The sequence below is a fragment of the Streptococcus mitis genome, assembly GCF_946190065.1.
Classification (GTDB): Bacteria; Bacillota; Bacilli; order Lactobacillales; family Streptococcaceae; genus Streptococcus; species Streptococcus mitis_DE.
In genome coordinates, this window is record NZ_CAMHZD010000017.1 from 1 (window position 1) to 13,695 (window position 13,695).

The 13,695-nt window shown below is 40.0% G+C and carries 16 protein-coding genes; all 16 read right to left on the reverse strand.

Annotation, left to right across the window (positions count from 1 at the left end; genetic code table 11):
- Nucleotides 1-211: 211 nt before the first annotated feature.
- Nucleotides 212-628 carry a GNAT family N-acetyltransferase gene (locus OCF96_RS07805; RefSeq protein ID WP_261446862.1) on the reverse strand — a complete coding sequence of 139 codons (417 nt, stop codon included), beginning with the start codon at nt 626-628 and terminating at the stop codon, nt 212-214.
- Between the two features lie 11 nt (nt 629-639).
- Nucleotides 640-1,335: a GNAT family N-acetyltransferase gene (locus OCF96_RS07810; RefSeq protein WP_261446863.1), complete on the reverse strand. Its 696-nt coding sequence runs from the start codon at nt 1,333-1,335 to the stop codon at nt 640-642.
- Between the two features lie 298 nt (nt 1,336-1,633).
- Nucleotides 1,634-2,866, reverse strand: a complete 1,233-nt coding sequence (locus tag OCF96_RS07815; RefSeq protein WP_261446864.1) for an acyl-CoA thioesterase/BAAT N-terminal domain-containing protein — start codon at nt 2,864-2,866, stop codon at nt 1,634-1,636.
- Between the two features lie 56 nt (nt 2,867-2,922).
- A complete protein-coding gene (locus OCF96_RS07820) occupies nt 2,923-3,378 on the reverse strand; it encodes a MarR family winged helix-turn-helix transcriptional regulator (protein WP_261049874.1) in 456 nt (151 codons plus the stop codon).
- A 92-nt stretch (nt 3,379-3,470) separates the two neighbouring features.
- Nucleotides 3,471-5,972: a leucine--tRNA ligase gene (gene leuS / locus OCF96_RS07825; RefSeq protein ID WP_261446865.1), complete on the reverse strand. Its 2,502-nt coding sequence runs from the start codon at nt 5,970-5,972 to the stop codon at nt 3,471-3,473.
- Nucleotides 5,973-6,132: 160 nt separating this feature from the next.
- On the reverse strand, nt 6,133-6,825 hold the full coding sequence (locus OCF96_RS07830; protein ID WP_084930196.1) for a histidine phosphatase family protein: 693 nt from the start codon (nt 6,823-6,825) through the stop codon (nt 6,133-6,135).
- Nucleotides 6,826-7,069: 244 nt separating this feature from the next.
- Entirely contained in the window at nt 7,070-8,407 is a 1,338-nt protein-coding gene (locus OCF96_RS07835; RefSeq protein ID WP_261446866.1) for a PFL family protein, read from the reverse strand.
- A 9-nt stretch (nt 8,408-8,416) separates the two neighbouring features.
- Entirely contained in the window at nt 8,417-8,683 is a 267-nt protein-coding gene (locus tag OCF96_RS07840) for an ACT domain-containing protein (RefSeq protein ID WP_000644130.1), read from the reverse strand.
- A 264-nt stretch (nt 8,684-8,947) separates the two neighbouring features.
- A complete protein-coding gene (rplQ, locus tag OCF96_RS07845; protein WP_000331493.1) occupies nt 8,948-9,334 on the reverse strand; it encodes a 50S ribosomal protein L17 in 387 nt (128 codons plus the stop codon).
- 11 nt (nt 9,335-9,345) lie between these two features.
- On the reverse strand, nt 9,346-10,281 hold the full coding sequence (locus tag OCF96_RS07850; protein WP_000568987.1) for a DNA-directed RNA polymerase subunit alpha: 936 nt from the start codon (nt 10,279-10,281) through the stop codon (nt 9,346-9,348).
- Between the two features lie 42 nt (nt 10,282-10,323).
- Nucleotides 10,324-10,707, reverse strand: coding sequence for a 30S ribosomal protein S11 (gene rpsK, locus OCF96_RS07855; RefSeq protein ID WP_001118385.1), 384 nt, complete (start codon nt 10,705-10,707; stop codon nt 10,324-10,326).
- A gap of 17 nt (nt 10,708-10,724) precedes the next feature.
- Complete coding sequence (gene rpsM / locus OCF96_RS07860; RefSeq protein ID WP_000090781.1) at nt 10,725-11,090, reverse strand: 30S ribosomal protein S13; 366 nt, start codon at nt 11,088-11,090, stop codon at nt 10,725-10,727.
- A gap of 17 nt (nt 11,091-11,107) precedes the next feature.
- Nucleotides 11,108-11,224, reverse strand: a complete 117-nt coding sequence (rpmJ, locus tag OCF96_RS07865) for a 50S ribosomal protein L36 (protein ID WP_001808836.1) — start codon at nt 11,222-11,224, stop codon at nt 11,108-11,110.
- A 24-nt stretch (nt 11,225-11,248) separates the two neighbouring features.
- Nucleotides 11,249-11,467: a translation initiation factor IF-1 gene (gene infA / locus OCF96_RS07870; protein WP_001029883.1), complete on the reverse strand. Its 219-nt coding sequence runs from the start codon at nt 11,465-11,467 to the stop codon at nt 11,249-11,251.
- A gap of 116 nt (nt 11,468-11,583) precedes the next feature.
- The gene (locus OCF96_RS07875) at nt 11,584-12,222 is read right to left on the reverse strand and encodes an adenylate kinase (RefSeq protein WP_001050436.1); all 639 of its coding nucleotides are present in this window, start codon (nt 12,220-12,222) and stop codon (nt 11,584-11,586) included.
- Between the two features lie 150 nt (nt 12,223-12,372).
- On the reverse strand, nt 12,373-13,683 hold the full coding sequence (gene secY, locus OCF96_RS07880) for a preprotein translocase subunit SecY (protein ID WP_261446867.1): 1,311 nt from the start codon (nt 13,681-13,683) through the stop codon (nt 12,373-12,375).
- Between the last annotated feature and the right edge of the window lie 12 nt (nt 13,684-13,695).

Sequence of the window (13,695 nt, forward strand, 5' to 3'; positions counted from 1 at the left end):
ATTATCAAGCATTATTTCACCTCATCTCTAGTATAACAAAAAAGCCATCAAGTTGATGACTTTTTCAGTAGACTCGATTGGGTGACTTCATTAGGAGATTATGATGAAAAAAAAGTTTTAGGATTTCATTAAATAAAGTTAGGAGGTCTTTATTTAATGGTTATATAATACTAGACCATCCTTAAACTTTGCTTAAGAAAAACAAGTTTTGTTATTTTTCTCTGTTTACCCAAATCATTCCTGTACAATCATAGGTGGATAAAGTTTCAAAACCCATAGAACGATAAAATCCCAAGGTTTTTTCTGTCTGTTCTGTCACCAGCTGGACTTGATAGACATCTTTGTAATCCTCTAAAGCCTCTTTCATTAGGGCGCTACCAATCCCTTTACGCTGATAGATAGGTAAAACGATTAAATCTTGAACCAATACTGATGAGAATCCATCTCCAACCAAACGAATCAAGCCCACCACAGCATCGCCATCAAGCGCCACATAAATCACTAATGAATGAGATAAGGCCTGCTCCAGCATCTCTGGTTGATGGGTATAATTTGTCCAACCGACAGCCTGATAGAGATGCAAAACATCCTCTAGCTTGACAATTTCTTGCTTTCTAATGGTTATCATGTCAACACCTCTTAGAGTTCCCTCAAGCTCTTGTACTGCTGTCCATTTTTATCAAAATTTTCAGGACGCAACCATGCTTCCAAACGAGCTTTGACTTGAGGCCAGTCCTTATCAATCATAGACAACCAATCCGTATCCCTCGTACGCCCCTTATAAATGACTGCCTGACGGAAGGTTCCTTCATAGACAAATCCCAAACGTTCCGCTGCTCGTCTGGATGGCAGATTTAGGGCATCGCATTTCCACTCATAGCGACGATAGTTAAGCTCTTCAAAGACATAGCAAGCCAAGAGATACTGGGCTTCTGTCCCTATCCGTGTCCCCCTGAGTTTTGGAGAAAAAGTGACAGCTCCCACTTCTATTGCTCGGTTATTCTGATCAATTCGCATGAGGGAAAAAGTTCCCAAAGCCTTACCAGTCGCCTTGTCTATGATTGCATAGTAAAAACGGTCCTTACGAGCCAACATCTGATTTAAAAGGGTAACCAGCTCCTCCATATCTGCTACTGGCTCCTGAAAAAGGTAGGTCCACATCTCCTGAGGCGTATCAGACCCATAAACAGCTAGCAAATCCTCCGCATGCTTTTCTACCGAGAGAGCCTCTATCCTAGCATAACGCCCTTCTAAGAAATCAATAGCAGGCAATTCACCTGGTGTATAACCTTCCATTGACTCACCAATCATCTGACCATATTCATTTACTGGCATAGTATTCTCCTTGTTTCACTTATTGAATATAGTATAACATATCTCAATGAAAATTTTAGGAAACACTTGGTTTTCTATTCAATAATGCAAACTCCTCTTATAAAAATCATCCATCCACTTTATGGAGGAATAATCAAATATGGGAACGAGTGAGGTAATGCCCCTTATGCTTCTCTCTATTTTTTACTGTTTGTATTCAAATTTCTCTTGTTTTAGTGTTTGCTTTTGTAGACTGGACTACCAACCAGAACTGTGTTTTTATCTTAGTTAGGACTATTATAGTACTGTTCAGCACTATCTACAAATTCTTCAGATGTGTATCAAAAAAATTTATCGTAGCAAACCAAGAGTCTACACTTTCTTTCATTAATAAGCGCCAATATTTTCGATAACGATGATTCGGTTGATAAGCAACCGTCAACATATGCCCTGTTTCATGGTATTTTTTAAACAAAATGGATTCCCCTTTATAGTGTGAAATAATATCATCTATCGCGGATGATGCATTCCATATTTCATCAACATCACTTCCTAGTAATAATAAAGGAGAGACAATTTTACTCACATCAATCTGAGCCCTTCTATCTTCAGGAATATGTTTTCCAAAAAACTTGTTTAACAAATAATCTCCTAACTGAAATTTTTGATAAGGAAGTTCCTTTTGTAAATATGTCCAAGAAGATGAATGAGAGTTGAGTTTTCCCTTTATTCCCTCAAATATTACATTTGAGGGGGAATTGAGTGCCAAACATTGAACATCTTCCAAAATACTTTGTCCAGCCAGAACAAGCTCTGCTCCTTTAGAGCGACCATATATTCCTATTTTTGTATTATCAACTTGAGGATGATGATATAGAAAATCTTTCGCCTCCTCCAGACATTCTATTGGAATTCGTTCTAAATTTTGGGGTAATCCCTCTAAACCAAAATAAGCTATCGCAAGACAAATATAGCCTCTTGAAGATAAAAGTTGGGCAATATTCTGAGCTTTTTCAATTCTTCCCTCACTACCGCTAACAATAATCACGGCTGGCGCCCTTCTTAACTTTTCATCATAAAATAATCGACCTTGAAAATGCTTGTCATAGATATCTTGATATCTTACTCCCAGATTCATATAACGCCTTACAAAACTTTGCTCCGCGACCATATCTTTCCCCAGCCTGATTTTAATTTCAACACCAAAACAATCTCGTAATGGAATTCTATCAAGAGAACTAGGTAATCTCCTTTTCCTATTCTTCAACGGTTTCGCATTAAAGAATAATCCCATTTCTGAAACTCCTTTATAAGATCCCGAAATAGATGCTGTCTGAGAGGTATCAATCATACCGTCCTGATCAGATAAAAAAATTGCGGTTGATTTCCATATAACATCATGATCTAAAAGCAAGGGAGCATTTATACAGTAATAATCAGACAGGTACATTTCTACACAATACATTGCCCTTGGTTCTAAACCATTAATAGCAATATAAAAAGATTCATCCGCTAAATCTGTTTGTGAAATCAGTTCTATGTTTACAGTCATATCTTCTCCTTTTTGTTAATTTGCTTAACAATTATATTTGAAATTTACCGTGACTTTTACCACGGTAATTCTCCCCACACCTTTTCAATATCATCCATCAATTTCACAACGGTTTTAAGTTCCACCTCGCTATAGTTGTTTAAAACTGAAAAGATTGATTTTTCAATATATTCTTGTTGCTCCTTATGGATTTTAAAAATTTCGATGCCTTTTTCAGATAATCTCAAATATTTATTTTTCCCATTATTCGGATCAAAATCAAAAACAACTAAATTTTTTTGAATCAATCTCCTAACACTTTGAGTTATTGCACTTCTTGAAACTTCTAATAATTCAGATAATTTTACTAGATTTAAGGGCTGATTTTTCCCAATCACAACAATCAAATGTACCTCATTCAACGTAATAGATTTGTCAACACCACTTTTATGTTGATTTTTTTTTAACTGTTCAAACGCTAAAATAAACCTATTGAAACGATTATTAAATGTAATAAAGTCTTTTTTATCCATAATCTCTCTTTTCTTTGTTAATCATATTAACAAAATAGAAACTTCCTGTCAAATAAAAAATCCTCCAGATTCTATTCTGAAGGATTCCTATCTTATTTCACAACAATATTAACCAATTTATTCGGTACCGCAATCACCTTCACGATTTCCTTACCGTCAATTTCTGCTTTGACTTTTTCGTCAGCCAGAGCAATTTCTTGCAATTCTTCTCGTGATAGGTCTTTAGCGACCATGAGTTTGGCACGGACTTTACCTTTGATTTGGACGACAATTTCGATTTCGTCTTCAACCAATTTGCTTTCGTCCCAAGTTGGCCAAGCCACATAAGAGATTGACTCACCTGTTGCTGCAACTGTTTGCCAGAGCTCTTCTGCCAAGTGAGGCGCAAATGGTGCAATCAATTGGATAAAGCCTTTGGCGTAGTCTGCATAAAGCTTGTCTTCCTTGTTAGCTGCATTGACAAAGACCATAAGTTGGGCAATGGCTGTGTTGAATTTGAGGGATTCGATTTGTTCTGTGACAGCTTTAACAGTTTCGTTGTAAACTTTGTCAAGAGCGCCATTGTTTTCCGCAGCTATTTCTTTACTTGTAATCAAGCGGTAAACACGGTCAAGGAACTTACGGCTTCCTTCCAGACCTTCTTCTGACCAAGCAATCGAAGCATCAAGTGGTCCCATAAACATTTCATAAACACGAAGGGTATCGGCACCGTATTGTTCCACCACATCGTCAGGGTTAACCACGTTCTTGAGCGATTTAGACATCTTAGCTGGCGCTTGCTCTAACTCTTCACCTGTTTCTACATGGAAGAAGGAACCGTCACGTTTTTCAACCTTGTCAGTCGCCACAAGAGCCCCACGGTGGTCACGGTAGCTGGTTCCCAAAATCATCCCTTGGTTAAAGAGTTTTTGGAATGGTTCCTTAGTTGGAACAACACCGAGGTCATAGAGGAATTTGTGCCAGAAACGAGCATAAAGCAAGTGAAGAACGGCATGCTCTGCACCACCCACGTAGATATCTACTGGCAACCATTGTTTGAGGAGCTCCTCATCGGCCAATTTCTCAGTATTGTGCGGGTCAATATAGCGGAGGTAGTACCAGCTTGAACCTGCCCATTGTGGCATTGTGTTGGTCTCGCGACGACCTTTGACACCATCTTCACGAGTCACTTCAAGCCAATCTGTCAAATTAGCTAGTGGACTTTCACCAGTACCTGAAGGACGGATATCCTTGGTTACTGGCAAGACAAGTGGCAATTCATTTTCAGGAACAGCTGTTGAAGTTCCGTCTTCCCAATGAATGATAGGAATTGGCTCACCCCAGTAACGTTGACGGCTAAAGAGCCAGTCGCGGAGACGGTAGGTCACCTTCTCTTGACCACAGCCTTTTTCTTCCAACCAAGCCACAATCTTAGCAATTGCGTCTTCTTTGTTGAGTCCATCTAGGAAGTCTGAATTAACGTGAAGGCCATCTTCTGTGTAGGCAGCTTCTGCTACATTTCCACCTTCAAGTACTTCTACGATTGGAAGGTCAAATTGTTTGGCAAATTCCCAGTCACGTTGATCGTGGGCAGGCACAGCCATAACGGCACCTGTTCCGTAACTAGCAAGAACATAGTCGGCAATCCAGATTGGAATTTCCTTACCATTGACAGGGTTGACGGCATAAGCACCAGTCCAAACCCCTGTTTTTTCTTTGGCAAGGTCCGTACGAGCCAAGTCAGACTTGAGGCTAGCTTGGTGTTTATAGTCAGCTACTGCCTCTGCTTGCTCTGGACTTGTGATAGCGTCAACCAAATCATGCTCAGGAGCCAAAACAGTGAAAGTTGCACCGAAAAGAGTATCAGGACGAGTTGTAAAGACTGTGAATTCCTTGTCTGTTCCCTTAACTTTAAAAGTTACATTAGCACCAGTTGATTTCCCAATCCAGTTGCGTTGCATGTCCTTGATAGACTCTGGCCAATCAAGTTCATCTAAGTCATTGAGCAAGCGCTCTGCGTAAGCCGTGATTTTGAGCATCCATTGGCGCATTGGTTTGCGGACAACTGGATAGCCTCCACGCTCAGATGTTCCGTCAGGAAGAACTTCTTCGTTAGCGATGGCTGTTCCCAATTCCTCAACCCAGTTTACTGGTACTTCCGCTTCATAGGCCAATCCTTTTTCGTAAAGCTTAGTGAAAATCCATTGAGTCCACTTGTAGTAGTTTGGATCTGTCGTATTGACTTCACGATCCCAGTCGTAAGAAAATCCAAGCGCATTGATTTGGCGTTTGAAGTTGGCAATGTTCTCAGCTGTAAATTCTGCTGGGTCATTCCCCGTATCCATAGCGTATTGCTCTGCAGGCAAACCAAAGGCATCCCATCCCATTGGGTGAAGGACATTGTAGCCTTGCGCACGTTTGTAACGGCTGAGGATATCGGTTGCAGTATAACCTTCTGGGTGTCCTACGTGCAGACCCGCTCCAGATGGATAAGGGAACATATCAAGAGCATAAAACTTCGGTTTTGAGGCATCTGTTCCTGTCTTAAATGTATGATGTTCTGCCCAGTAGCCCTGCCACTTAGGCTCAATTTCTTTATGATTGTAAAAACTCATGGTCTCTCTCCAATTTTGTGATGTTACTATTATACCATTTTTGAGGGAATTTGAAAGACGAGAAATGTTCTTTTGGGCTTGTATGCCAAGAAAGACCGAATCGCAAATCCAGCTTATTTAGCAGTACAAAAAATTAGCCCACACTTGGAGCTAACTTCTATCAATTATTTTTCTCTAGCATCTTCTCACGTCCTAGTTCTCGGTAACTACGGTCGCCGACAACTTCTACGCTAAACTGGCCGTCCTCATATTCAAGGATCGTCACGCTACCATTATCTAGACCATGCGGATGCATGCCATTAATCAGATAAACAATGGTTCCAATGGTCATTCCGTGGCTGACGACAAGGGCATTGCCACCGCCTTGTTCTTCCATTTCTTTGGCAATCGCTTCAAATCCTTCCTTGATTCGACCACTGAGTTTTTCCCAACCTTCAGCCCAACCAGCTGTATCGACCTCTACCAAGCCCTCAGCCAGTTCAGCATAAGACAATTGATGAACATGGTCCACATTAAAGATACGAGGAATAATGCCCATGAAAAGATCACCATCATAAGCTCCGTCAAAACTACCGAAACACCATTCTCTGATACGCTTGTCCATGCGATAAGGGATTTTCCCCTGCAAACCAAGTTCATCAAGGATGATTCCCATTGTCTGAATGGTGCGGCCAGAATCACTCGAATAAGCGCGCTCAAACTGTAGACCAGATTCTCTCAAACCGATTCCTAATTCTTGAATCCCTCGCTCACCTTCAGCTGTTAAGGGTGTATCGCTCCAACCTTGCGCGCGACCAATCGTGTTAAACATAGTCTTGCCATGACGTACCAAATACAATCGTACTTTTACCATTTTCCGTCCTCCGTTTGTTTCTATTATATCATGGATGATAAAACAAAAGCCACCCATACAGGCGACTTTTGCAGGAGATTATTATGAAAAAGTTTAGGAGTTCTATTAAATAAAGATATTAGATGAAAATCAAATTCAAACTAAATCAGTGTTATCTGTTTCAAATAATATTAGGAGGTCTTTATTTAATGATTACAGTATACATACCTAACCTTAAATAGAACTTAAAATTTCTCCTATTTTCTTAATTTTTAAAACTATGAATTGGTGCTGGAATTTGTCCTCCACGAGAGATGAAATCGACAGACGAAGCTCCATTGATTTTCATAACAGGTGCAGTTCCTAATAGGCCTCCAAACTCAATCATATCACCTTCTTTTCCTTTGGGAATGATACGAACAGCCGTAGTTTTCATGTTGATAACACCAATTGCAGCCTCATCTGCAATCATGGCCGCAATGGTTTCAGCAGGTGTATCTTCTGGAATGGCAATCATATCCAAACCAACGGAACAGATAGCAGTCATAGCTTCTAGTTTTTCCAGATTAAGAGAGCCATTTTGCACTGCAGCAATCATTCCTTCATCCTCTGAAACAGGGATAAAAGCACCAGACAAACCACCAACTTGGTTGCAAGCCATAACTCCGCCCTTCTTAACTTGGTCGTTCAAGAGAGCCAAGGCAGCCGTCGTTCCATGCGTACCAACCGTCTCTAGTCCCATTTCTTCTAGGACACGTGCTACAGAGTCTCCAACCGCAGGAGTTGGCGCCAAACTCAAGTCAACAATACCAAACTCCACACCCAGTCTCTCGCTGGCCATCTGTCCAACCAATTGACCAATACGAGTGATTTTAAATGCAGTCTTCTTGACTGTTTCGGCTACTACGTCAAAGCTCTCACCACGAACTTTTTCCAAGGCACGCTTTACCACACCAGGACCAGAAACCCCGACATTGATGATAACATCAGCTTCTCCAACACCGTGGAAGGCACCTGCCATAAACGGATTGTCCTCAACAGCATTAGCGAATACAACCAACTTAGCAGCACCCATATCAGATAGAGTTGCCGTTTCCTTGATAATACGTCCCATATCTGCCACAGCAGTCATATTAATACCAGACTTGGTTGAGCCGATATTAACTGACGAGCAGACCTTGTCTGTTTCTGCCAAAGCCCGAGGAATAGAATTGATGAGAATCTCATCTCCCTTTTGATAACCCTTTTGTACCAAGGCAGAGAAACCACCGATAAAGTCCACACCAATTTCTTTCGCAGCCTTATCAAGCGCTTTTGCCAGAACCACATAGTCTGTCGCATCTGTCGCTGCTCCAATCAGAGAAATAGGAGTCACCGATACACGCTTATTAACGATAGGAATTCCCAACTCAGCTGCAATTTCATCCCCAACAGCCACTAAATTAGCCGCCTTGGTCGTAATCTTTTGATAAATTTTCTCCGCAGCACGTTCAATATCTGGATCAATACAGTCCAAAAGGGAAATTCCCATGGTAATGGTTCTAATATCGAAGTTTTGCTCCTCAATCATAGCGATGGTTTCAGTAACTTGTCTAATATCCATGTGCACCTCCTAGATGTTATACATAGCTTCGAAAATCGCTGCACTCTGAATATTGATTTTTACATTCAAAGTTTGCCCAAAAGCTTCAAATTCATTACGAAGATAGGTAAAATCTTGCTTTTTATCACTAGAGACGACAGCCATCATCGTGAAATATTCATCCAAAACAGTTTGAGAGATATCGTCAATATTCAATCCCAATTCTGCAATTTTACCAGAAACACCTGCAACAATTCCAGATTTATCTTTACCAACAACAGTTATAATCGCTTTCATAAGCAAACTCCAATTCTTCTTAAAATAGGAAACCTGAACATTTAGCAGATTTCTTCTTAAATAGTATAGCATAATTCTAACTAAAATACTCAAAAACGCCTGCTTACGAAGTTGTTCTTAGGAAAAAAACAATTTCGTAAACAAGCGTCTACTATCCCAACTTATGATGAGTGTTCCCGCTAGGACCTAAATCCTAGCGGTAGACCAGAGCTAGACTAAGAGTACAAGACTCCATCATCATAACACTCAACAAAATTGATGATTTTATACTAATTCGATGATCGCCATTGGCGCTGCATCACCACGACGTGGTTCAGTTTTAAGGATACGAGTGTATCCACCGTTACGTTCAGCATAACGAGGTGCGATTTCTGAGAACAATTTTTGAAGTGCTGTAGTAGAAGTGTACTTGTCAGTTGCTTCATCATAGTTTTCAGATGCGATTTCATTACGTACGAAAGCAGCTGCTTGACGACGTGCATGCAAATCACCACGTTTACCTAGAGTAATCATTTTTTCAACAGTTTTACGGATTTCTTTAGCACGAGCTTCAGTTGTCACGATTGATTCGTTGATCAAAAGGTCAGTTGTCAAATCGCGAAGCATTGCTTTACGTTGTGAGCTAGTGCGTCCTAGTTTACGGTAAGCCATTTATTCCTCCTTTATTTATCTTTTAATCCAAGACCCAAATCAATAAGTTTGAATTTCACTTCTTCCAAACTCTTGCGTCCAAGATTTCGTACTTTCATCATCTCTGCTTCAGATTTTTCTGTCAAGTCATGCACGGTATTGATACCGGCACGTTTCAAACAGTTGTATGAACGCACAGACAAATCCAGTTCCTCAATCGTACGATCCAAAATACGGTCGTCAGATTCAGTGTCAGCTTCTTTCATCACTTCAGTTGACTTGGCAATCTCAGTAAGATTTGTAAACAAATCAAGATGTTCTGTCAAAATACGTGCTGAAAGCCCTAAAGCATCTTCTGGAATAATTGTTCCATTAGTTAAGATTTCAAGGGTTAATTTGTCAAATCCATCATTGCTACCTACACGAGCAGGTTCCACTTGATAGTTGACTTTTGTAACTGGTGTATAAATAGAATCTACAGCAAGTGTTCCAACTGGTGCATTATCTTTTTTATTTTCATCAGCAGGTACATATCCACGACCACTGTTAACAGTCATAGTCGCTTTTAGAGAAGAACCTTCACCGATTGTAAAAAGATAATGATCTGGATTTACAATTTCGATATCGCTATCTGTCAAAATGTCACCAGCTGTTACTTCAGCAGGACCTTCAACATCTAGTTCGATGATTTTTTCGTCTTCAACGTACGATTTCACTGCAATTCCTTTAATGTTCAGAATGATTTGCATCACGTCTTCACGAACACCTGGAACTGTGTCAAACTCATGTAACACACCATCAATATTGATAGATGTCACAGCTGCTCCTGGTAGAGAAGCTAGAAGTACACGACGAAGAGAGTTACCAAGAGTTGTACCGTAGCCACGTTCAAGTGGTTCGATTACAAACTTGCCATAATCTTTATTTTCATCAATTTTTGTTATATTTGGTTTTTCAAACTCGATCATTTAGTTACTCCCTCTTAAACGAAAAGCAGTGTAATGCGATGATTATACACGGCGACGTTTTGGAGGACGAGCACCATTGTGTGGCACTGGAGTCACATCACGAATTGCTGTTACTTCAAGACCAGCGGCAGCAAGCGCACGAATAGCTGACTCACGACCAGAACCTGGACCTTTTACAGTAACTTCAACTGATTTAAGACCGTGTTCTTGTGCAGATTTAGCAGCAGCTTCAGAAGCCATTTGAGCAGCGAATGGTGTAGATTTACGAGAACCTTTGAAACCAAGAGCACCAGCTGATGACCAAGCAATTGCATTACCATGCACATCAGTAATCATAACAATAGTGTTATTAAATGTAGCGTGAATATGAGCAATACCAGATTCGATATTCTTTTTCACACGACGTTTACGTGTTGGTTTAGCCAAGACTTTTACCTCCTATATTATTTTTTCTTACCAGCAATCGCAACAGCTTTACCTTTACGAGTGCGAGCGTTGTTTTTAGTGTTTTGTCCACGGACAGGAAGTCCACGACGGTGACGGATACCACGGTATGAACCGATTTCCATCAAACGTTTGATGTTCAAGTTTACTTCACGACGAAGGTCACCTTCAACTTTGATTGCATCCACTTCACGACGGATAGCATCTTCTTGATCTGATGTAAGATCACGTACACGAACATCTTCTGAGATTCCAGCAGCAGCCAAAATTTTCTTAGATGTTGCAAGTCCGATACCATAAACATAAGTCAATGAGATTACTACGCGTTTGTCATTTGGAATGTCAACTCCAGCAATACGAGCCATGTTTTCTCCTTTCTATCTTATCCTTGACGTTGTTTGTGTTTTGGATTTGCTGGGCAAATTACCATAACACGACCATTACGACGAATAACTTTACAGTATTCGCAAATTGGTTTGACCGATGGTCTTACTTTCATTTCTTATCCCTCCAAGTTTTTCGATTATTTAAAGCGGTAAGTGATACGTCCACGTGTCAAGTCATATGGACTCATTTCGACAGTAACACGATCTCCCGCTAAAATACGAATATAGTTTTTACGAATTTTACCAGAAACTGTTGCTAAAATCTGATGTCCATTTTCAAGTTCAACCGTAAACATTGCATTCGGCATTGTATCAACTACTTTGCCTTCAACTTCAATCACATCGTCTTTTGCCACGCAAAAGCACCTCCATAAATTTCGATTCGATGCCTCTAGACACAGAGACAACAATTATAAGTCAGACTATCTCAGTATAACATTTGTAGCGGATTTTTGCAAGTGTGAAAAACGCTTTATTTCAAATTTGTCAATACTTTTTCGATATCTGAGAAGACATCATTGATATCTTGATTACCTTCGATGTCATGAACCAAACCTTTGGCACGGTAGTGAGCAATGATTGGTTCTCCTTGAGCAATATTAACATCCAAACGACGTTTCACTGTCTCAGGTTTATCATCTTCACGTTGGTAATAATCTTCTTCTTTATAGTCAACTGGTGGGTTAAAGACCTTGTGGAAAGTTTCTCCAGTTACGCGGTGGATAATACGGCCACTTAAACGTTCCAAGAGGCTATCTGGATTCACTTCAATGTTGATGACACCCTCTAGTTCAATGCCAAGTTCAGCCAATGTTTTGTCCAAGGCATGAGCTTGTTCGATTGTACGTGGGTAACCATCCAACAAGAATCCTGTTTCTTTAATATCATCTTGTGAAAGACGTTCTTTTACGATTCCATTTGTAACTTCATCAGGAACCAATTCACCCTTGTCAATGTATGACTTAGCAAGAACACCCATTTCAGTTTGATTTGCCATAGCAGCACGGAACATATCACCTGTTGAGATATGTGCAACATGGAATTGTTCTACAATTTTTGCTGCTTGAGTTCCCTTACCTGCACCAGGTAAGCCCATAATCAAAAGATTCATGATTTGATCTCCTTATTTTATTTTTAAATAGAAGCAAAAAGTCTTTTCACCCCTATTTAAAAACAAAATAGAAGAGGGGAGACCAAACTCTCACAAATGTCAGAGTTTAAACCTCCACTCCCTCAGCATTTACTGAGTCAGTAAATGCTTTTATTCTGTTCTATCCATGAAACCAACATACTTACGTTTCAATAGGTAACCTTCCAATTGTTTGATTCCTTCAATACCTGTAGAGATAATGATCAAAAGACTGGTTCCTCCAAAAGCAACTGCCTCTGAAAGTCCAAAGAAATCTTTTGCTACAATCGGTAAAATAGAAATCACACCAAGGAAGAGAGAACCAACAGTTGCAAGACGACGAAGAAGTTTAGACATATATTCTTCTGTACCTTTACCAGGACGAACTCCGTGGATATAGGCACCGCTCTTTTGTAGGTTCTCTGCCGCTTTTTCAGGATTAATCTGTACAAACGTATAGAAGAATGTAAAGAGAATAATCAATAAAGCATACATGGCAATACCAGTTGGTGAAGTTGTTGCCAGCATTTCTTGTGCTGTTCTTACCCAAGCCCAATCATGACCTGTAGCGCTCAAAAACTGAAGAATAGCCGCTGGCGCTGCAGTGATCGAACTTGCAAAGATAACAGGGATAACTCCAGCAGGGTTTACCTTCAAAGGAAGGTAAGAGCTAGATGGAGCACCTTGTGCAACCTTAGTATATTGGATTGGAATTTTGTATTCTGCTTGTTGAACATAAGTTGTAAAGTAAATAATCAACAATACAGTAATAATCAAAATGATTACGAAAATGATAGATGAGTTGATACGGCTACTTGGGACGTTCACAAAGTAGTCCACATAGATGCCCTGAATCATCTCTGGAATTGAGGCAACAATCCCGGCAAAGATAATCATAGAAACACCATTTCCGTATCCCTTATCTGTAATTTGCTCCCCCAACCAAGTAACAATCATGCTACCAGCTGTTAAGATGATACCAATCATGATAAAGACTTGTGGAGTAAGAGCTGTTTTCAACAATTGAGCTCCAGCCAAAGTATTAAAACCAGCTGTAATCCCGATAGATTGCACAAAGGCTAAAACAAGAGCAATATAACGAGTAGCTTGATTCAATTTTCTTCGACCTACTTCCCCTTGTTTACCCCACTCTACAAACTTGGGTAAAATATCCATTTGCAAGAGTTGAACAACGATAGAGGCCGTAATGTAAGGGCTAACACCAAGAGCAAAAACTGAGAAGTTTTTCAAGGCATTCCCTGACACCAAGCTCAACATGTTTAAGAAGGATAATCCACTTAAAGCATTCAAGCTATTGGCATTCACACCAGGAACTGTAATGCTAGTTCCGATACGAAAAACCAAAACGATAAAAATTGTAAATAAAATTTTTGATCGAACCTTCTTGACTTTAAGAGCTTCTCTTAATAATTTAAAAAACATAGGTCACCTCTC